This window comes from Prevotella melaninogenica, assembly GCF_018128065.1.
In the GTDB taxonomy this organism is placed as follows: Bacteria; Bacteroidota; Bacteroidia; order Bacteroidales; family Bacteroidaceae; genus Prevotella.
In genome coordinates this window covers 1,433,471-1,455,175 of record NZ_CP072360.1, presented here as the reverse complement: position 1 = coordinate 1,455,175, position 21,705 = coordinate 1,433,471, and the positions used below count along the sequence as shown (strand labels likewise).

Below are 21,705 nucleotides of genomic sequence, written 5' to 3'. Positions count from 1 at the left end.
ATGGAAGCATTAGAAGCATTGTTGACACGTCGTAGCATACGTGCTTATGAAGAGCGTATGCCTGCACAGGAGTTGATTGATAAGGTGATGGAAGCTGGTCTTTACGCTGCAAGTGGAAAGAATATGCAGACTGCTATCATCGTTGAAGTGACTAATAAGGAAGTACGCGACCGCTTATCGGCGATTAATGGTGAGATAATGGGCGTAACGAGCGACCCTTTTTATGGAGCATCCGTTGTCCTTGCTGTGTTAGCGGATAAGAGTAGCCCTAATCACGTCTATGATGGTGCGTTGATGATGGGCAACCTTATGAATGCTGCTCACGCAGTAGGTTTAGGAAGCTGTTGGATTAATCGTGCCAAGCAGACTTTTGAACGTGAAGATGGTAAGCAGATGTTGAAAGAGTGGGGGATAGAAGGCGATTATGAAGGTATCGGCTTCTGTATTCTTGGTTATGCAGCAAAGGAAGGCAAGACCTCATCACGCAAGCAAAATCGTATCTTCTATGTGAAGTAAGGAGTTGAATCAGTGCTACCTGATAAACATAGGTTGTCTGTCTTAAAACATTCCTTTGAAGTGTATATCTTTCTGCATTCTGACTTCATGCGAGAAAATTTATTCTAAGACTCTACCAAAATTGTTCGCGAACAAATCAAAAAAAGTTCGCGAACAATTTCCTTTTTGTTCGCGAACAATTTTTTGATTTATTCTTGATTAAAGCCAATCCTTTACCATAAACAATTTGCGGAGAAAAGAGAAGCCCCTCAACTCCCCCCGAAAGAGGAAGAACCCCATTTGCAGAATATTTGCCATAAGGCTTACATTATAAGGTTTACATTGTAAGGTTTACGAACAAAATCTTTGCTGTATGGCGTTTAGCTTATCATCCACAATAATGCATTCAAACATGTGGGGGTATCTCGGTGTTCACTCCCCTCTCCAATAGGAGAGGGGTTGGGGGTGAGGCCGCTTCCTACTCTGGCATAGGTCCGGGAGCCTTTCCGCCTCCTTCTTTCTTTCCGCCCGACTTTTCCTCCTTCACTGTCTCATACGAGTTCTCGCGCAGGGCAGCTTTCAGTTCTACGCCCGGTGTAAACGTTACGCGCGGCTTAATCTTCTCGGTCTTAAAAGCCTTTTCCGTTTCAGCTCCCTCGCTTGACAGTGTCAAGCGCATCGTGCCAAATTCGCCTAACTGCACACTAAAGCCGTCACGAAGATAGTGGGGCAGACAATCCATAAAGTTTGACAGCACGTTTTCGATATCACCACGTGTCAGCGAAGAACGTCCCGCAATGTCATGCGCAATATCCCGCAGGTTCTTCTTCCCCACGTTTACAGGACTTGCATAAAACTTACCCGGTCCAGTCTTTGTACCCGGCTTTCTTCTTTCAATCAATTTGATTTTCATTGTGTTTAAAATTTTATTAGTTATTACTTACTTGTGCTGCACTTTGCAGCAACACGTTTTTCATTAGTTTCGTTTTTTCTCAGTTTGATAAGCTCAATCAAAGCGTGTTTATTCAGTATTTAAAAGAGATAAAAACCTCCGCAAAGCTTTGAAAATCCGCATAATGCGGAGGCTTAAAACGCATATTAGGTCAGAGTAAAATTTCTAACGGGTTGCAAGAAAATTTCTAACCCGTTAGAAATTTCTCGCTAACACGTTCCCCGTAAATTTCTAACACGTTAGAATTTTTTTTCAAACGGTTTGCTTATTTACTTCTTTTATCCCGTTAGGCACTCCCTCCCCTTTGGGGAGGGTCAGGGTGGGCTTTTAGGACTACTCAAACACCCCGACCCAGAGACCGCGGTAGCGGTCTTCGTTGAACACGTGGACGAAACCACTGTCTAAGCGCACAAGGCACGCGCTGATGCTGTACCGCGGAGTAGCACTTGACGACCAATAGAAGCCGGCTTCGCCAACGTTGTACCACAGACCAGAGCTGTAGAAACCCAAGGCGGGCAGGTAGAAGTATTTGTTTGCATCGGCAGCGGAAGGAAGAGTCTGAGATACGGACCAGCGGTTTGCATTTCTATTTATACGCCAATCAGTGCCGTCGACAGATTTCTCGGTGTTATAATTACCTTCTGCCAGTAAGACTGACTTCTTCTTAAACCACATGCCGCCTTTATATAAATGACCCATAGTTGTCCATAATTCGTCCTTGTCCCAACGGGGATTGCCCTTGGCAGCGTACCATGTCATCTCGTTCACGTTGGGAAGAGTAGCGCAACTCTGAGTAGCATCGATGCGACCTAGACCGCCGCCCTCGTGGTACCAACGAGAGTCGGTGTTGCTCTTGGGGTAGTTTGAATTGGCTGGCTGTGTCGTAAGCGTTGGCTGCCATGGAGCTGCGCTATTCCATTCATGACCTGCCCAATAATTCTGCTGAGCATCCCACATGTAGTACTTTGTTCCGTCGTAATCCTTTACGTCAAGGTTAGCAGTGATGTTATAATATTTATTCTGGTCGTAGGTAGCTGATGACAATGTCTTGGTTATAGTTCCTTCTACATTTGTTACAATGTCCTTCACCCAATAACGTATCTTGAGTGTATGGGTGCCCGGTTTTATAACAACGTAAGAACCGTTAGTAGCGGCGTTTGTGGCAGTGTTGGTTAAAGGGAAACCATTAGCGTATGTTCCGCTACTCTTTGTTGTGAGAACAATCTGTTTGCCTGTTCCAGTACCTGTTAGTTCGCCTGTTGTTGGGTCAAGGGTATATGTACTAGTGATGTCGTTATCAGAGTTTATCTCTACCTTTGTCAAGTAGCAGTCATGCAAGATTGTATTGGCTGTACGTGGCAAAAGAAGCAAGTAAGCTGCCTTGTGGTCAAGCGCAAAAGCAAACGAGCCGTTTGACTGCTTTGATGCATCAGCCATTCCGCAATCGCCTGATGTGCCAAAGTGGGCGGTAGTGTTGGGTTCTGACTGACTTTGGTTTGCAGAGATTGTTACTTTGTCTCGATTTCCATTCTTACCAGGGTAGTAAACCTTATAGCTGCTGCTTTGTGTAAAGTTGCCGGGTACTTTAAACTTAAAGCTGGCAGTCTTTTCTGTAGGGGCGTTGCTACTTTGCTGCCAAGCACCGTTATCATCTTTTACCCAAATCTTGTCGCCTCCCTCCCAAAAGAACTTGCCATCGCTCTCCATTGAGGTGCGTGTTGAGGGGTCACCTGCTGTGAAGGTTGTCAAGTTCTTATCGTTATCTATGTTGTTTGGGTTCTGCGCTACGTCTTCATTGGCACAGGATGCAAACGCGAATGTGAGCCCGCAGAAAGCTGCGAATGAAAGCAGGCGGGTCTTGAATAATTTCTTTTTCATTGTCTGTTTCTTCTTTTAGTGTGATTTTGTTTTCTTTACTTGGTTAATAACTCTCTGTTAGTCTTCCCATGAAGAATGCTCGGTTGCTTCTTCGCTTTCTGTCATCCAGCTTGGAGCCTGCTTTGCATCACCAAAGGTTCCACCCGGTTGGGCTGGGTTGTGCTGACTGGGGAAAGAAGTGTCCATCAAATAAGTGGTTTCGCTTACTTGGATTATCGTGCAACGTGGTGCAGAATAAACCTTCTTTTCTTGTTTCTTTCTCATTGCTTTTTGATTTGATTAAAAATAGTTGTTACTGTTCTATAGATGTGGCTTTATCACGCCACCTTTATATATACATCCTGACGATCTCATTATTTATCCCTTCTGATTGCTTGCCCTCTCCCTCTCTACAGGCAGACAGCATATCACTGCTGCCTGCCTGAGAAATCAACGAGAGAAAACAAACTATTACTATAAAATGATAAGTATTTTTTGCAGTAAAACCAGTGCTTAAAACGTCCTTATTTTGCTTTCTTGACAGTTCGCAAACGGGTACAAAAAAGCGAACAAAGGAAACTCCGTGAAGTCCTTTGTTTACAAGCGTTACGCCACGCTTCGCGCGCGCGTAGGATGGAAGAAAAAAAGTATGATTAAACGCTAGGTGCGCCTGTGTGTGTGTGTGTGTGTGTGTGTGTGTGTGTGTGTGTGTGTGTGTGTGTGTGTTAGCAAAATATCTGAGACTGCCAAATATAAAGCACTAAAAAAGGCAAAGAAATCAAAGTTTCTTTGCTGTGCTGGATTGGCTGGATATGTCATTGCTAATTGTTTCACGGGCGCAAAGGTAAAACATCTTTTTAGAACTGGCAAGGAAATCTTAAAAAAATATATAAATTAGACAGAATAACCGAGAAAAAGAAAAGGTAACAGAAAGATAAAAAGGAGGCAGAAAGAGGGAAAGAGTAACAAATGAACTCTTTCTCTTTACTTTAAACTGAAATCTATTATTAGAGGCTGAACAGATTTTATTTGGTTTGGTCAGAATGCATAATATGATGAGAATAATAAGATTATTGTGAGATAATAATCGATTTGAACTAAAATTTTATAGCATAGCAATAATAGAGTGCTAAACGTAAAAGTAACCTCAATACATAAGAATGCTTGATGGCATTTCAAATGTATTGAGGCTATTTTCTATCTTTCAGAAGATGAAAGACTTTAATCCTCTATGGGATAAAAAGGGCCGATGATTACTCTCCCTCCTCTTCCTTCTTCTTACGAGTTGTTCTACGCTTCTTTGGCTTCTCCTCGGTCTTGTCAACCTTTACACCAGCCAACTCTGGGTCAATGAGAATACGACCACAGTACTCACAAACGATAATCTTCTTGTGCATCTTCACATCCAACTGGCGCTGAGGTGGAATCTTGTTGAAGCAACCACCACAAGCATCACGCTGTACGTAAACGATACCCAAACCATTGCGAGCACCACGACGGATACGCTTGAAGCTACGAAGCAATCCCGGCTCAATCTTAGTCTCCAACTCTGCAGCCTTCTCCTTCAGCAGACCTTCCTCCTCGCGTGTCTCCTGCATAATCTCATCGAGCTCGTTGCGCTTCTCCTCTAAGGCGTGCTGACGGTCTTCGAGCAATGCACGATTAGCCTCTAAGTCCTTCTGCTTCTCTTCAACCTTAATTTGAGCTTCCTTAATTTTCTTATTGCAAAGCTCAATCTCCAATGTTTGGAACTCGATTTCCTTTGTCAAAGTGTCATACTCACGGTTGTTTGCAACAGAGTCCAACTGCTTGTTGTAACGCTCCAAACTTGCTTGAGCGTCAACGATGTTACCCTTCTTCTGGGTAACAGCACTCTGATAGTCCTTAATGTCCTGCTCAATCTTCTCAATACGAATGTGCAGACCTTCCAACTCATCTTCTAAGTCACGTACCTCAAGTGGCAACTCACCACGCAATGCACGCTTCTCGTCGATTCCTGACAGGGTTGTCTGTAACTGGAAAAGGGCCTTCAATTTCTCCTCTACTGGTAACTCTTTTGGATCTTTCTTTGCCATAGTTCTTATGTTAATTTAATTCAAAATTCATAATTCAAAATTCATAATTATGATTACTGTTGTTTTAGGAGTTTAGGAGTGAGAGGAGTTAAGACAACACCACAGACTCCATTCGTCCAACTTCTTAACAATTAACTTGTTTACTTGTCTAACACGTCAACCTGTCAACTTGTCTAACTCGTCAACTAAAAATACCCGATAGGATTCGTATTAATCTCAGACAAGTAGCATTTTACACTTGGGCATTCTCGTTCGATAACGTCACGTAACACCTCAGTAGTGAACTGTTCACTCTGATAATGTCCGATGATACAAATCTGTATTTCTTGCTCATGACCAAAGTATTCGTGATAGCTCATCTCACCTGTCATGAAGGAATCTGCACCTGCTGCGATAGCATCCTGCAATAGGAATGAGCCTGAACCACCACAGAGAGCAATGGTGTGAATCTCACGACGAAGTAATTCATTGGTTTGAACACACTCTGCATCAAACTTCTTTTTCAATAACAGTATCAAATCGTCTGCTGCCAAAGGCTCCTCAAACTCACCGATGACACCATCGCCACCTGTTACTGATTCTCCTGTCTGTGGGTTTACCACTTGTTTGTTACGACCGAAGAAACGAAGGTTCTTAAGTCCTAACTTCTCAGCTATCTTGTAGTTAACACCACCCACAGCTGAGTCTAAGTTTGTGTGCATAGCGGCAATGACGATATCATGCTTGATAGCCTTTATCACTGTGCGCTGCACATAGTTCACGTCTGTTATTTGTGCCAACTTGCGGAAGATGAGCGGATGGTGCGCAACAATTAAGTTACACCCCTTGTTGATAGCCTCATCAACCACCTTTTCCGTCACGTCAAGACACAATAAAGCCCCTGATACTTCCGCCTCTGTCAATCCAACTTGTAGGCCAGCATTATCATAGCTTTCCTGCAAGGGCAAAGGCGCGAATCGTTCAAGGGCATCAATTACTTCCTTTATTTTCACGCTACGCATAAGTTTTAGGCTGCAAAGATAAGAAAATTATTCGATTTTCACAACCTTTGCAGCCTAATTTATTTTCTTTCTATTTCAAAGTAGATTTACTCTTGGATGATCAGATAGCGCGACACATTCCAAAACTTCTCTGGGTCTGTAATGGTGAGTGTTGTCGTTCTGTCTTCATTCTGCGTGAGTGTATAACTACCTTTTGGGTTCTGGGATAAGAGCTTTGGACTCGATGAGTTTATCGTCAGTGTCTTCAGATCTTTGCTGTTAGCCTCTGTAAACAGATCTTTTGTTACATTGTTATTATCCACTTTCTTAGAGAAAAGTGATGTCTTCAAAAGACCTTTATCCTTCAGAGTCTCTTTGTTCGCAATGATATAGTAGACTTTATCTGACTCCTTATCTTCTTTAATTCTTTGCTTCTCTTTAGTTTTCAGTTGAGCATATTCGCGCTTCAAAGCTGCCATGTTGAACCTGTAACGCATTGCATCAATGCTGTTAGTTTGGTTCATAACGATGTATTTAAGCTGGTCTACAGTGACATCCTTACGACTTGCAACCTGCTCTAATTGGGTTACACGATCTCCTTTCTCCTTCAGCTGTGATGAAAGGAACTCTATTACCTTGTAAAGATTATCTATTGTAGGATTAGATGCTGCTGGAGCATCCACTTTCTTAACCTTTTCATTTAGCAGTTTATCAATCTGGTTTTGCTTCTCTCTAAGCAGCGCACCGAGCCCCCTTATCTGCTGAATAATCTTCGACTTCTTATTTGCGTGCTCTGTAGTCTTACAGAGCATTGCCTCTTGAGAAGATATGGCATCAAGGTTAGCTGAAATCTCATCTATTGATGCTGTCAACTGACTTATAGCCTCTGCCTCTCTTGATGGAGGAGTGACATTGATACGTTCTCTGACAGGGGTTGGACGTTTCACATCCTCACAAGATGTGAAGGCTACAACACCTACAAGTGCTATCAGAGCTGTTAATTTATTACGTTTCATCTGTATAATCATCGAATGACAATGCAAAGATACTCTAATTATGCGAGGAAACGTTAGATTAAATATTAAAAATACTAATAAAAGGAGAAACTTATGCTGCTCCTCCTTTTATTATGCTATTTCTTTGATAAACAGTAGAATATTATCTTACAATAACCTTATGTGTCTTGCCATTCGTTTCTTTGATAATATTCACACCATGTTGTATATTTTCAAGGCATTTACCAGAAAGGTCATAAATCTTTTTTGTATTCTCTTTCTCCTGCTTATAAACACTGATACCTGTAGGGGTTTCTTCCCAAATACACGTTGCTGTCACTCCTTCTTCCCCTGATTGTTTGATATTTTCTACAATACCACTTGCATTCTGCTTATACGTAATTGTGAAATCATCATCACTTGTCCACCCAAAATAGTCTTTATCTATCACCGTATAGTGCACAGCAGCTACTGGATGTTGGAAAACTTTTCCAAAGTATCCTGCTAAAAGTTGTCCGTATGGTACGATGCCTTCATAATCGGCAATTGAAGTAATTGGATTGACAAATAGAGATAGATATTTGTTGGTGATGCTTTTGTTGTATTCATAAGCTACCTGTCCTACTTTTTTGTTATCTCGAAAATGCTCTACGAGTGTAATATCTCCGTCTGTCCATGTCAATTTATACTCTGTGTCTGGACGTCCATTACTGGTTGTTACAACCTTTATCAGTTCACCTGCACCATTATACGTGTAGTTGTAATCTGCCCAATATTCAGGTTCTCCTTCATGTGCTGACAAGTGTATTCTTTCTGAAACAACTCTATTATTTTTGAGAACAGATGTTCGATTATCTTTATCGTTTACATTATCATTCTCATAGAAGATTTGCTCCACTTTGTTATCGTTATAAGTATACTTGCTGTTACGTTTTGTGGATTCATCTGCATAATATTCAACCGTCTCTACAAGTTTTCCTTTTGCATCATACTTAAGTTCAAAGTAAGATTTGCCAAAGGTCATCTTCAATAATTTCTTATCATTCTGTGCACTTATGGTCTGTGCAACTACTATGAAACAAATAAATAATAAGTAGATTTTCTTCATATTAATATAATTAAAATTTATAAATAGTCATTTTCAAAATCAGCTGCAAAGGTAAGAAAAAAAAGTCAATTAAGTTTTTGTTCTCTATTAAATCTAAACCGATAGAGATATGATTTTTTCGTTGTCGTCCAATAAAGGCACTGGTGCATTGAGCAAAGGAGAATATTGGGTGATGAGTGTTGGGTGTTGAATATTGGGTGATAATGATTACCTCCGCTTTCCTTTTCTCAGTGTGTCCTATTATATTGGGAAACTTATTTCATCACTCTATATTTCGGAAGAACCAGCAAAGTATCTATATCAATTAGTCGATTTCGTTTTACTGAGTAATCCATAAATGAAAGTTCCTGTCATTCCTGTCATTTGTGTTAGATACTTAACTCTTTATATTACAGAAAGATATGCGAAATGTTAAAAGTGACAGCAAGCTAATATAAAACTTTCCTTGCATCACGTGTAATAACATCTCTTATTAGAGAATAGTTATCATCTTATAATATGGAAGGACTAACCTGTATTTTTAATGTTTATCATGAAAATAATCCGTGGCGTAGTTCTTTGGGTATTTCACGAATATTCTGTGGCTTCGTTTGGCAATATACAATTTAGGCTTATTAGTCCTTATTACTTGATTATGTAATTGGGCTAATAAGCCTAAAAATATTTATCCTAATGCGAGGATACGCTCTATGTTGCGTTCTTCTCCCACTACCCATAGGATGTCGCCTGCTTGCAGACAGCGGGAAGGAGTGATGAGGGTGAGGTTCTTCTGACCTTCGTCAACACCCACAACCATACAGTTATATTCGTCGCGGATACCACTGTCTTTGAGCGTTTTGCCAATGAAAGGACTTGTCTTAGAGATGGTGAAACTACGGAGTTTCATCTCATGCTTCTCTATGTCAGTAAGCTCTGCCTGTAACTCAGCATTTATTGCCTTAGAAAGTTTTGTTAGCTGCTCATCATTACCAATGGCTTGCAGTTTATCGCCAGGGAAGAGAATTGTGCCACCATTCGGAATATTGATATGCTGGGAGCCACGAAGGATACTGCTAATATGCACGCCAAATCGGTTTCGGAGCTTCAGACTATACAATGTCTTACCAGCCCATAGAGAATCGTCGGGCAGTTCAAGATTAGCAATATGGATATCACGGTCTATCAGATAGTCGGCAAAAAGAGGTTTCTTCTTTCCTTGTATCTGTGCCTCAATGTCACGGCTTCGGAGGTTCTGGATAAACAGACGTTCCAATGTTATACTTCTTTTCTTGAGCCAACGGGAGAGTAGCATCAATATTAATATACCCATTGCAATGGCAATCATCAGTGCATTTTTGAAGCGTGTGAGGTAATTACATACGTAAAAGATGAAACCGAGTGCGATAATTACACGTGCGAGAACGGTTGCTGTGAGGGGTAGGCGATTGATGCGTCGGTCTGTCCACAATGCTTTGAATGCTTCGGAATGATTCTGTTTCATTACGATAGAACGTAAGAAAGGTGCAATAAAGCCGATTGTGAGAAATCCACATACGGCATTACCAGCCCAATGGCTTCCTGTCCATTCTATAGATAACTTCCTACAAAGAGGAAGGGCTGCAGAGAACATAATGGCAATGACAGCAGAAGAAAGAATGCCATAGATAAGTGTGTTAAGTATCATCTTCTTCATCAGGACTTTCCAATGATTATCAGCAGTGGCACTCCCTCCCACACTATTCGTTTGGATATGAGTAAGTCGACGAACCCATCGTTTGGGAAGATGTTTGATGAGGAAGTCATAGCATGGCTCTGCCGCACGAATCATATAAGGCGTGAGGAAGGTGGTGATGACTGATACTGCAACGACAACGGGGTAGAGGAATTCGCTTATGACTCCCAAAGAACGTCCTAATGTCGCTATAATGAAGGCAAACTCACCCACTTGTGCCATTGAGAAACCACAACGCATAGCGTTTTTGAGTGTCTGGCCTCCGAGAAGATAGCCTAAGGTACCAAACAAAGCCTGTCCTACGAGGATTGTAACGACAAGCAGAAGGATAGGAAGAGCATAGTTAACAAGAACACTTGGATTTACCAACATACCAACAGAGACGAAGAAGATAGCTCCAAAGAGATTCTTAACAGGGTCTACAAGGCGGATGATTTTATCAGCTTCAACCGTTTCAGCCAAGATACTTCCCATAACAAAGGCACCGAAAGCTGCACTAAACCCTACCCGTGTTGATATAACGGCCATAAGACAACAGAAACCCAATGCCACAATAAGCAGGGTTTCGTTGTTAAGTATTTTACGAACGGAACGAAGGAAGAGTGGGATGGCAAAAATCCCGATTACGAACCATAGAACAAGAAAGAAGCCAATTTTCATAATACTTCCCACGAGTTGTACTCCATCGGGGCTGTTTCCATTGGCTATAGTACTGAGCATCACCATCATTACAATGGCAAGGATGTCCTCCAATATGAGTACGCTCATAACCGTTGAAGCAAAGCCTTGTTGCGTGAGTCCCATATCCGAGAAGGCTTTGTATATAATGGTTGTAGAACTCATTGCTACCATACCTCCAAGGAAGATGCTGTCCATCTCTTTCCATCCAAAGCTATGCCCTACAATGACACCTAATGTCATCATACAGAAGATGATGGTACAGGCGGCAATGATAGGGGAGGCTCCCATTTTTAGAATCTTCTTAATGGAGAAGTCTAATCCTAATGAGAAGAGCAAGAAGATAACACCAATGTCCGCCCATGTCTGTATATCGGATTTGTCGACAACGCTCATCAAATAGGGCATGTGGGGTGACACAAGGAAGCCTGCCACGATGTAACCTAATACCAATGGCTGCTTGAGTTTCTTGAAAATAAGAGTTACAAATCCTGCTACAACGAGAATGAGTGCAAGGTCTTTGACCAATTCGGGTAGTTCTGACATAAATATTTTATGGAGTTAGAGGAGTTTGTGGGGTATTGGAGGTGAAGCCAAGACCTTAGTTGTATATAATTCTGTATGTGTTGTTTGAGTGTTGGACATCTTTTTGTAAATGATAGGTGGTAAATGGATAGTTAAAAGAAAAAGAGTTAAACCAACATAAGTATATAGATTATAATCAGTTGGCTTAACTCCTACGGCATATCTTTAACTACTTAATTATCAAACATCAATCATTAAACTCTTCCGTAAGTCGACAGATATTAATGATAACCTGCATGGCTTTTTCCATTACCTGGACTGAAACAAACTCGTAAGGTCCATGGAAGTTTACGCCACCAGCAAAGATGTTAGGGCAAGGAAGACCCTTGAAAGATAGTTGTGCACCATCTGTACCGCCACGAATAGGCTGCACCTTTGGAGCGACGTTTGCTTGATGCATAGCACGGAGAACTAACTCGATAACGTGCATGTTAGGATCGATTTTCTCTTTCATGTTATAGTACTGGTCGTTCATCTTCAACTCAACAGTTCCTTCACCGTACTTTTCATTCATCTGCTTCACGCAGTTCTCCATGAAACGTTTACGATCTTCAAAGTGTTCACGATCATGATCACGAATAATATAGCTGAGCTTTGCTTCCTCACAGCGGCTTTCTATACTGGTAAGGTGATAGAATCCTTGATACCCTTCAGTCTCTTCAGGTATCTCTGTTGCAGGAATCATATTATTGAATTCACATGCTAAACGACTTGCGTTGATCATCTTACCCTTAGCATAACCTGTATGAACGCTTACACCATGGATAAGAACTTTGGCACCAGCAGCGTTGAAGTTCTCATATTCAAGCTCTCCAAGATCGCCACCATCAATGGTATAACCCCATTCACAACCGAACTTCTCAACATCGAAGTGATGAGCTCCCATACCAATCTCTTCGTCTGGGTTGAAAGCGATACGAATATCACCATGCTTTATCTCGTCATGATCGCGGAGGAAGCACATAGCCTGTACGATTTCAGCTATACCTGCCTTATCATCTGCACCCAAAAGAGTCGTGCCATCTGTTACGATGAGGTCTTCTCCCTTATGCTCTAAAAGCTCAGGAAACATTCGAGGTGAGCTAACCATATTAGGATTCAACTGTATGTCACCACCATCGTAATTCTTTACGATACGGGCATTGACATTCGCTCCACTTGCATCAAGTGCAGTGTCATAATGAGAAATGAAACCTATTGTTGGAATCTTCTTCTTAGTGTTTGCAGGGAGAGTGGCATAGATATAGCCCATCTCGTCCATTTCAACATCTTTCAGCCCTTCACGTTCAAGTTCCTCCTTGAGGTATTTTGCAAAGATAAGTTGTTTCGATGTACTTGGCACTGTCTCTGAGTCTTCAGCTGACTGTGTGTCAAACTTGGTGTAGTTAATAAATCTTTCTACTATTTCCATGATGTTACGGATATTTTATTGTATGTTTTTTTGCGTGTTCAATGCTGCTAATTGCAGCCTGTCATCTGCAAAGATACTATTTAATTTTGATAAAGCCTAATGAAAGAGGCTTTGCTGTCTCTTTTTAGGATTTCTTATTAAGCTGATGAGTTAAGCACTTTTACAAGTGAATTAACTATTTCTTACCAAAGAATTTATTAATAACAATGGCAATAGCTCCATCACCAGTCACGTTGCAAGCAGTACCAAAACTATCCATTGCAATGTACAATGCTATCATCAAAGCCTGTTCCTCTTGGTTAAATCCTAAGATGCTTGATAGTGGAGCTAAGGCTGCCATAATCGCACCACCAGGGACGCCAGGGGCTGCTACCATAATGATAGAGAGCATAAGAATAAAGTAAATGAATAACCCTGGGTCGTGTGGTAAGCCTGTCAATAGACAGATAGTCAATGCACAAGCCGTAATCTTCATAGCACTTCCGCTAAGATGGATAGTAGCACAAAGAGGTACAACAAAGCCAGCCACCTCATTGTTTACATTGTTCTTTTCTGTCTGCTTCAGCGTTACAGGGATTGTTGCTGCGGATGAACTTGTACCTAATGCTGTCAGATAAGCGGGCAACATATTCCAGAGTAGTCTGAAAGGATTGCGCTTAACGATAGCACCTGCAATGCAGAATTCATAGATAAGGATGAGCACATGCAGAACGAGGATGACAATGATTATCTGTGAGAATACTAAAAGCACCTGTCTTGCCTGCCCATTATGGGTCATGCTAAGGAATACACCAAAGATGTAAAGCGGTAGGAGAGGGATAATAGCCTTCTCAATAACCTTCTCAATTATGGTTTTAAACTCATTAAAGAGGTTCTCCATAGTGCGCAAACCATAGTGTGCAATACTCAGCCCTGCAATGAATGAGAATACCAAACTGCTCATTACGTCAACCATAGCAGGGATATTGATTGTAAAATAAGGTGCCAGTTCGGTAGCTTTATCAATTTGTGGCATACTTCCTCCTGTAGAGGCAATCATAGATGGGAAGAGCCACGTACCTGCTCCGTATGACAATCCACCTGCTAAGATAGTATCAACGTAGGCAATGATTACGGTAACTATCAGTAACTTGCCAGCTCCTTTGCCAATTCCTGCAATAGCAGGGGTTACCAGCCCAATGATGATCAGTGGTATCATAAAGCCGAGGAACTGACTGAAGATACTGTTAAAAGTCAGAAACGCTCTTACTGCTGGGTCTGGGAGATAATAGCCAAGAAACAATCCAAGCAGTATTGCGATGATAACGCGTGGGAGTAGACCAATTCTGTTTTTCTTCTGCATACTTTTAATTTTGTGATGGATTAATCAATATTTAAGCTAACTCGGTTGAACAAAAAAAGGATGAATAGCAAACAACCATACATCCTTTGTTACAATCTGTGATTCTTATTCTTTCTTTCTCTGAGACCTTCAGAACATTTTTCTGACCTCATTCAGCTAAATGTAATCAAGGTGTTCATCACTTTTAGTGACTCCGTTGGGATTCAAACCCAAGACCTTTAGAACATTTTTCTGACCTCATTCAGCTAAATGTAACCAAGGTGTTCATCACTTTTAGTGACTCCGTTGGGATTCAAACCCAAGACCTTCAGAACATTTTTCTGACCTCATTCAGCTAAATGTAATCAAGGTATTCATCACTTTTAGTGACTCCGTTGGGATTCAAACCCAAGACCTTCAGAACATTTTTCTGACCTCATTCAGCTAAATGTAATCAAGGTGTTCATCACTTTTAGTGACTCCGTTGGGATTCAAACCCAAGACCTTTAGAACATTTTTCTGACCTCATTCAGCTAAATGTAACCAAGGTGTTCATCACTTTTAGTGACTCCGTTGGGATTCAAACCCAAGACCTTCAGAACATTTTTCTGACCTCATTCAGCTAAATGTAATCAAGGTATTCATCACTTTTAGTGACTCCGTTGGGATTCAAACCCAAGACCTTCAGAACATTTTTCTGACCTCATTCAGCTAAATGTAATCAAGGTGTTCATCACTTTTAGTGACTCCGTTGGGATTCAAACCCAAGACCTTCAGAACCGGAATCTGACGCTCTATTCAGCTAAGCTACGGAGCCTAATGACTGTGCAAAGATACATTAAAGTTTGCATAACTCCAAACGAACAGTAAACATTCTTGTTAAAGTTTCTGGTATAGAAGTAATGTTTCGCAAGCTGACTAATATCTTTCATCTAAGGTCGTTTTTACATCTGTTATGTGTTAATGAACTCTATATGCAATGAGAGAAGTTTCTGATGGGGAAAACTTCTTATCAGCAGAAAAGAAAAATAAGCTTAATAAACCAAGGCTCTTCTCTAAATTGTCATAATGTTGTAAAACGTAGATGAAATCTGTTATTTTGCAGTATTGTGTTAGTTATTGTTTTTCAGTTTGATAATTAATATATACCTTTGTGAGCAATAAAGATAATTAATAAAAAAATCAATAGAAAGAAAATATAATGAGCCAACTGATAAAACCAGAAGGATATAAAGCAGTACTTGGCAAACGCCAGACTGAGCAAGGAATCAAACTGATAAAAGAATTCTTCCAACAAAATTTAGCTACCGAACTACGTTTAAGTCGTGTTACGGCACCGCTGTTCGTACTGAAAGGTTTAGGTATTAATGATGATTTGAATGGTGTTGAGCGCCCTGTTTCTTTTCCAATCAAGGACTTAGGAGAAGCTGAGGCTGAAGTTGTACACTCGCTGGCAAAGTGGAAGCGACTAACGTTAGCTGAATATGCTATTCAACCAGGTTATGGTATCTATACCGATATGAATGCGATTCGTGCTGACGAGGAGCTGGATAATCTTCACTCACTTTATGTTGACCAGTGGGACTGGGAGGCTGTCATCACCGAAAACGACAGAACACGTATTTTTTTAGAGAATGTTGTTCGACGAATCTATGCAGCTATTCTCCGCACAGAGTTTCTTACTTGTGAGTCTTATCCTCAGCTGAAACCTTTCCTTCCACAGTCGATTCATTTTATTCATGCACAAGACCTGTTGGATATGTATCCTACAATGACAGCAAAAGAACGCGAAGATGCGATTTGTAAAGAGTATGGTGCCGTGTTTATTGAAGGCATAGGGTGCCGGTTAAGTAATGGCGAGAAGCACGATGGGCGTGCTGCTGATTACGATGACTGGTCTACGGTGGCAGAAGATGGTAAGATGGGGTTGAATGGAGATATCCTCGTTTGGTATCCTATCTTAGGTCGTAGTATTGAACTCTCTTCTATGGGTATCCGTGTGGATAAGACGGTTTTGCTTCGACAGTTGACAATAGAGAAGCAAGAAGAGCGCGAACAGCTTTATTTCCATCAGCAGTTGCTCTCAGACAAATTACCATTGTGTATTGGTGGTGGTATCGGTCAAAGCCGCCTTTGTATGATAATGTTGCACAAAGCGCATATCGGTGAGATACAAGCAAGTATCTGGCCAGATGAAATGAGAAGAGCATGTGAAGAGGCGGGAATGCCGTTAATCTAAAGTCTCACCGTTCGACTTCTCTCCTAAACCAGTGTTACTGACCGAAGGGAAGTAATGGGAGAATATTAGTTTTGTAGGGAAAGAATATCAATCCAACAGCGACTGTTATAAGAGGGTAATTATGTTGGTAAAGAAAAAATAGCCATACCAAACTCTAAGAACGAGTTTTGTATGGCTCTTTGAGTATTACAATGCAACGCTCAATCCATATCCAGCCTATGTGTTGGTGCTCAGCACGTGTGGTGCGCATGGTAAGCACCAATGGTGCGGATGGCATATTAAGTTCTAATATCTTATTGGATAGACTCTACTTATTATCATATTTCGTATGGAAGGAGGTGTTGTTTAACTCCTATCAAGCAGTAATCATTAATAAAGAGAGAATCTCTTATTCCGTTAAGACACCCTCTTCCATTACTTCCCTTCGGTCAATGACCATTGGTTCATGAGAGGGGTAGGGGGACTTCCCCTCCTTTGGAGGGGTTAGGGGAGGTTTTTAATCAATAAACCTTTTTGTTATCTCTCCGTACTCGTCAATTCTTCTGTCGCGCAAGAAAGGCCACCAACGACGAACATTCTCGCTGTGGTCAAGGTTGATGTTGAGGATAACGCTTTCTTCATCGTTGTCACAAGCACGATAAAGTAGTTCGCCTTGCGGTCCGGCAACGAAACTGCTACCCCAGAATTGTATACCTTGCGTTTGCTCGCTTGGGTCAGGTTCATGACCGACGCGATTGACGGCTATTACAGGCAGACCATTGGCAACAGCATGACCACGCATTACGGTAGTCCACGCTTCACGTTGGCGTTGTTTTTCCTCGTCTGTGTCACTACTCTCATAACCAATTGCAGTTGGATAGATGAGCATCTCTGCGCCCTGTAAAGCCATCAGGCGGGCTGCCTCCGGATACCACTGGTCCCAGCAGACGAGTACACCAAGACGTCCTACGCTTGTGTCAATCGGGTGGAAACCGAGGTCACCTGGTGTGAAGTAGAACTTCTCATAGTAAGCTGGGTCGTCTGGAATGTGCATCTTGCGATATTTACCCGCAATACTGCCATCTTTCTCTATGACCACGGCTGTGTTATGGTAAAGTCCAGGTGCACGCTTCTCAAAGAGAGATGTTACAATGACAATACCTAATCCGCGTGCTAATTCGCCATAAAAACCAGTAGATGGACCTGGGATTGTCTCGGCTAAGTCAAACTTGTTTACGTCTTCTGTCTGGCAGAAGTAAAGTGAGTTGTGCAACTCTTGTAGGATAACAAGCTCCGCACCACGTTGTGCCAAGTCTGTAATACCCTCAGCCAGTCGCTCTATATTGTTTTTTATATCTACAACATTATGTTGCTGCAGAAAACCAATTTTCAGTTCTCTCATAATATAAGGTGTTTGCCTTGTTTATGTTTATTGTTCTGTGTTCTAATGTTATATACTGCCCTCATTAGTTCGGGTGAGGCGGTTGATTTGTGGCAACTGCATGGTAAGACAGTGTATTGAACCATGCTGTCTTATGATAGTACGACTGTCAATAGCAATGATGTCACGATCAGGGAATGCTGCTTGGATTGTATCCAATGCCGCTTTATCTTTTGCTGGCTGGTTGTAGGTTGGTACAAGCACAGCTCCGTTGATGATAAGGAAGTTGGCATGTGTCGCTGGCAGACGCTCATCATCATCATAGATAGCATCGGGCATCGGCAGACGAAGTAAGCGGTAAGGTTTACCTTCGAGTGTGCGGAGTTGCTTGAGCTGTTCCTCTAAAAGTCGGAAATCCTCGTAATGCTCATCGTCTTTGTCGTCACACGCTATATATAATAAGGTGTTGTTGGGAGCGATACGCACAATAGTGTCGATATGTCCGTCAGTGTCGTCACCTGCTAACTGACCATAATCGAGCCACACAACTCGTTCTACATTTGGAAAGAGTAGGCGCAGTCGTTTGTCTAAATCCTCCTGTGTGAGCGGTTGGTTACGATGTGGTGCCATCAGGCAACCTGTTGTCGTGAAGAGTGTACAGTCTCCATCGCTCTCTATCGAACCACCTTCTAACACAAAGTCCTTATGGTTCTCTAAAGCTCCTTGGAGGAGTCCTGCCTCATAAAGTTGGCGGTTGATTTTGTTATCTTTTCCAGCTTCAAACTTTTCGCCCCAGCCATTGAAACAGAAGTCGAGTAGATGGAGTGGTTGAAAGCTACCTTTGGGTTCTTTGTCTGACACGAGTGAAATCGGAGCCACGTCTCGTGCCCATGTGTCATTGTAATCACACGTGAAGAGCGTTACTTTTCTCATTTGCTCGTCAGTCAGCCTCTCAGCTAACAAAGCGCGTACGCCTTCGGTATCACGAGCCGTAATAAGTAAGGTCTCATATTGTGTGATTGCATTCGCCATCTGGAGATAAACTTCTGTAATCTCTTTCAGATAAGGCCGCCAGTCGGTATCCTCGTGTGGCCATATCAACATAACGCAACTTTGTGGTTCCCACTCAGCAGGTAGTCTGAATCCGTTATATCTATTAGTATTCATAGTGCAAAGGTAAGAAAAGAAAATGTGATACTCGTCTTTCCCATTCTTTTTTATCATAATATCTTCGTTTTGAGGAAGTTGATAGGGTGGAGTAGTTGCTTTGATATGAATCAATTCATTCGATTGATACGAATCAATAGTTTTGATGAAAGTCAATTAGTGATTAAAAAAGCGATTTAAGAGTGAGTTTTCTTTGTGTTATTTTGGAAAGTGTGCTAACTTTGCAAACACAAAACAATACAAAAGCACCTCATTAAGGATAACAAAAAGAGGTAGCAAAAGAATGGGCTTCAGTCTCAATAAACACAGGTAAAAGATTGTATAACTCAACAGAAGAAAGGAAACATTATGAAAGAGAAAGTAAAGAATATGAGTGTTATGCGTAAGATGTTTCATTATATGACAGATGTCATTAAAGAATATAATTTTGGTCGTGTAAATTGTTTGGCATAAACATAGACACACTGGTTCTTACGCAATTATGTAGTTAAGAAAAATAATTGAGAGAATATAAAAGAGAGATCGGGTTAGAGTCATAAAGATTCTGATCCGATTTTTGTTTATAGGAGTTCCTTTTTTTCTTTTTCGTAGCATTTCTTAGATGTTATATTTGTTTAAATTATGATGTTTTTGTTTATGACAGAACGAAAAGTTTTTCTTTAGCTTGTATATTTAATCTAAATTACTTAAATTTGTTCTCGGTTAAGTAATAAACTAAAAACAATAATCCATTTGTGAAGAGGTGTCACCTAAGACTTCCCCACCGTAGTAGCAATGTGGTTTAATTAATAAACAAAAAATAATGCTATGGGGAGTCGGCTCAAAAAAAGTTATGGAAGAAATGAATACTCCTAAGCCAAATAACAATTTGGCTCTTGCGATTTTCACAACTGTATGTTGCTGTTTGCCAGCAGGTATTTATGCAATCATTCGCGCTATGAAGGTGAATGAACTTTATATGATGAAACAATACGAAGAGGCTGCTTTGGCTGCTAATGATGCAAAGAAATGGAGCATTATTGGTATTGTTGCAGGTGCAATTGTTTCTATCCTCTACCTTGTTTTCTTTGGTGGTTTGGCGGCACTGAGTGCATTGTCTGGATTTAATTAATCATTGAAACGTAGTATAAAACTTTCAGGGTTACTCTGTTTAGGAGTAATCCTATTGACAATATATTATTTATATGACCCTGTTGCAAGTTTGTGGACACCTAAGTGCCCATTAAAGCTTGTAACAGGGTTACAATGTCCTGGTTGTGGTATTCAACGTGCATTGCACACCTTATTGCAAGGACATTTTTTAGATGCAATCCATTATAATTATTTTCTTCTATTTTCTGGACCATATATCTTATCTTTTGGAGTCCGTGCGTTACTACCGAAAGGAAAGACTAAGGATAATCTGACAAAGGTAATAGAAGATAAGCGCCTTATATGGTTGTATATAATTCTTTTTTTTATTTGGTTTGTTGTAAGAAATATCCTAAATTTGTAGTGGATAAGGCTTTTATGGATACGTGATATCTGTATATAAATAGTTAAATCTAAGGTAATCATTATGGAATCAGACAAAGTGAATCATATATTGATGATGCTTTCATCAAAGATCCCTATGGAAAGTATCTCGAGTGTCCGTACAAGATTGGAGAACTCAGAATTGAGAGAGGCGGAGATAATGACTCTTCTTACCCAAATGAAAGACCCTTTGTTATCAATCCTCTTATCAGTATTTGTTGGAACATTTGGTGTAGATCGCTTCTATATTGGTGATGTTGGTTTAGGTATTGGTAAGCTGCTAACAGGTGGTGGTTGTGGTATTTGGTGGCTTATAGACATCTTTTTGATAATGGATGCTACTAAGCAGAAGAACTTAGAACTTCTGTCATACTATCTTCGTTAAGATAGAATAGTTCTATTCGGTTAGAATATCAAAAACTCTTGTGTAGTTACTTCTTGGTGGAAATAACTATACAAGGATTTTATTTTTAAGCTTTGATAAAGAGAGCTTATAATAAGTCTATAGCCTCAATCATAATATCTTCTGTTGGACGGTCATTGCGGTCTGTATCACAGTTTTGGATACGTTCAACAATTTCGAGACCCTTTTCAACTTCTCCGAAGACAGTGTATTGATTGTCAAGGAAAGGAGTACCACCAACAGTAGTGTAAGCCTCTATCTGTTCTTCTGTAAAGGTTGGTTTACCTTGTTCCTTACAGATCGTCTTAGTTTGTTCTATAAGTTTTTCTTGCAGCGTCTGCAAGCCAACACGGTCACGATTACGCCTTAAGTTCATTATCTCCTCGTGATTTTCTTTTGTTAGCTGATTGAAAACTTGTTGTTCCTGTTGCATCGCCATCTGACGCTCCATTTGCTTTAGTTCAGCAGGCTTGTAGGTCTTTCCCCATACGATGTAGAACTGACTACCGCTGCTCTCTTTATTGGGGTTAACTTCATCACCAGTGCGGGCACCACTCAGGGCACCACGTTTGTGGAAGTATTGTGGATACACAAACTCAGCAGGAATGGTATAATCAGGTCCACCTGTACCTAACATCTTACCCTTTGGAGCATTCTTACTATCTGGATCACCACCTTGTATCATAAAGTCCTTTATTACTCGGTGGAAGAGCGTACCATTGAAATACCCTTCCTTTGCAAGCTTTAAAAAGTTATCACGATGTTTTGGAGTCTCATCATAAAGGCGAATGATGATATCACCTTCAGTTGTTTTTATTTTAAGTTTTGTTGCCATATTACTTATGTTTGTTTC

The 21,705-nt window shown here is 40.9% G+C and carries 18 protein-coding genes and 1 tRNA gene; 5 read left to right on the top strand and 14 right to left on the bottom strand.

Translation table 11 applies throughout. The annotated features are described in order from the left end of the window. Positions 1–516 (top strand): nitroreductase, encoded by a 516-nt coding sequence (locus J5A56_RS11755; protein WP_036919981.1) that lies wholly within the window; start codon positions 1–3, stop codon positions 514–516. A gap of 457 nt (positions 517–973) precedes the next feature. On the opposite strand, the gene J5A56_RS11750 is transcribed toward J5A56_RS11755, so the two are convergent. The 11 genes from J5A56_RS11750 to J5A56_RS11700 all read right to left on the bottom strand — a co-directional run bounded on the left by J5A56_RS11750 (position 974) and on the right by J5A56_RS11700 (position 14,985). Continuing rightward, entirely contained in the window at positions 974–1,408 is a 435-nt protein-coding gene (locus J5A56_RS11750) for an HU family DNA-binding protein (RefSeq protein ID WP_036919983.1), read from the bottom strand. 372 nt (positions 1,409–1,780) lie between these two features. Beyond that, entirely contained in the window at positions 1,781–3,325 is a 1,545-nt protein-coding gene (locus tag J5A56_RS11745) for a hypothetical protein (protein ID WP_211815520.1), read from the bottom strand. Positions 3,326–3,382: 57 nt separating this feature from the next. Continuing rightward, positions 3,383–3,589, bottom strand: a complete 207-nt coding sequence (locus J5A56_RS11740; RefSeq protein ID WP_211815444.1) for a hypothetical protein — start codon at positions 3,587–3,589, stop codon at positions 3,383–3,385. 968 nt (positions 3,590–4,557) lie between these two features. After that, entirely contained in the window at positions 4,558–5,379 is an 822-nt protein-coding gene (locus tag J5A56_RS11735) for a zinc ribbon domain-containing protein (RefSeq protein WP_021672690.1), read from the bottom strand. A 185-nt stretch (positions 5,380–5,564) separates the two neighbouring features. After that, complete coding sequence (locus J5A56_RS11730; protein ID WP_021672689.1) at positions 5,565–6,380, bottom strand: Nif3-like dinuclear metal center hexameric protein; 816 nt, start codon at positions 6,378–6,380, stop codon at positions 5,565–5,567. An 86-nt stretch (positions 6,381–6,466) separates the two neighbouring features. Then, complete coding sequence (locus J5A56_RS11725; RefSeq protein ID WP_231370829.1) at positions 6,467–7,375, bottom strand: hypothetical protein; 909 nt, start codon at positions 7,373–7,375, stop codon at positions 6,467–6,469. A 142-nt stretch (positions 7,376–7,517) separates the two neighbouring features. Further along, the gene (locus J5A56_RS11720; protein WP_021672687.1) at positions 7,518–8,462 is read right to left on the bottom strand and encodes a DUF4595 domain-containing protein; all 945 of its coding nucleotides are present in this window, start codon (positions 8,460–8,462) and stop codon (positions 7,518–7,520) included. Between the two features lie 664 nt (positions 8,463–9,126). Beyond that, positions 9,127–11,397: a cation:proton antiporter gene (locus J5A56_RS11715; RefSeq protein ID WP_021672685.1), complete on the bottom strand. Its 2,271-nt coding sequence runs from the start codon at positions 11,395–11,397 to the stop codon at positions 9,127–9,129. A 226-nt stretch (positions 11,398–11,623) separates the two neighbouring features. Beyond that, positions 11,624–12,847 (bottom strand): peptidase T, encoded by a 1,224-nt coding sequence (gene pepT, locus J5A56_RS11710; RefSeq protein ID WP_021672684.1) that lies wholly within the window; start codon positions 12,845–12,847, stop codon positions 11,624–11,626. Between the two features lie 175 nt (positions 12,848–13,022). Further along, positions 13,023–14,189, bottom strand: coding sequence for a dicarboxylate/amino acid:cation symporter (locus tag J5A56_RS11705; RefSeq protein ID WP_021672683.1), 1,167 nt, complete (start codon positions 14,187–14,189; stop codon positions 13,023–13,025). A gap of 722 nt (positions 14,190–14,911) precedes the next feature. After that, positions 14,912–14,985 (bottom strand) — tRNA-Arg (locus J5A56_RS11700). A gap of 384 nt (positions 14,986–15,369) precedes the next feature. Here J5A56_RS11700 and asnA point away from each other — a divergent pair. Then, on the top strand, positions 15,370–16,407 hold the full coding sequence (asnA, locus tag J5A56_RS11695) for an aspartate--ammonia ligase (RefSeq protein ID WP_021671040.1): 1,038 nt from the start codon (positions 15,370–15,372) through the stop codon (positions 16,405–16,407). A 496-nt stretch (positions 16,408–16,903) separates the two neighbouring features. On the opposite strand, the gene J5A56_RS11690 is transcribed toward asnA, so the two are convergent. Both J5A56_RS11690 and J5A56_RS11685 read right to left on the bottom strand, forming a co-directional pair. Next, entirely contained in the window at positions 16,904–17,788 is an 885-nt protein-coding gene (locus tag J5A56_RS11690) for a carbon-nitrogen hydrolase (RefSeq protein WP_021671038.1), read from the bottom strand. Positions 17,789–17,836: 48 nt separating this feature from the next. Then, entirely contained in the window at positions 17,837–18,934 is a 1,098-nt protein-coding gene (locus J5A56_RS11685; RefSeq protein WP_036918948.1) for an agmatine deiminase family protein, read from the bottom strand. 832 nt (positions 18,935–19,766) lie between these two features. Here J5A56_RS11685 and J5A56_RS11680 point away from each other — a divergent pair. The 3 genes from J5A56_RS11680 (at position 19,767) to J5A56_RS11670 (ending at position 20,834) form a co-directional block, all read left to right on the top strand. Then, complete coding sequence (locus J5A56_RS11680; protein ID WP_036918956.1) at positions 19,767–20,045, top strand: CD225/dispanin family protein; 279 nt, start codon at positions 19,767–19,769, stop codon at positions 20,043–20,045. 3 nt (positions 20,046–20,048) lie between these two features. Continuing rightward, positions 20,049–20,429, top strand: a complete 381-nt coding sequence (locus J5A56_RS11675) for a DUF2752 domain-containing protein (RefSeq protein ID WP_349251577.1) — start codon at positions 20,049–20,051, stop codon at positions 20,427–20,429. 63 nt (positions 20,430–20,492) lie between these two features. Then, complete coding sequence (locus J5A56_RS11670; protein WP_021671034.1) at positions 20,493–20,834, top strand: TM2 domain-containing protein; 342 nt, start codon at positions 20,493–20,495, stop codon at positions 20,832–20,834. A gap of 106 nt (positions 20,835–20,940) precedes the next feature. On the opposite strand, the gene J5A56_RS11665 is transcribed toward J5A56_RS11670, so the two are convergent. Further along, positions 20,941–21,687: a peptidylprolyl isomerase gene (locus J5A56_RS11665; RefSeq protein WP_021671033.1), complete on the bottom strand. Its 747-nt coding sequence runs from the start codon at positions 21,685–21,687 to the stop codon at positions 20,941–20,943. Between the last annotated feature and the right edge of the window lie 18 nt (positions 21,688–21,705).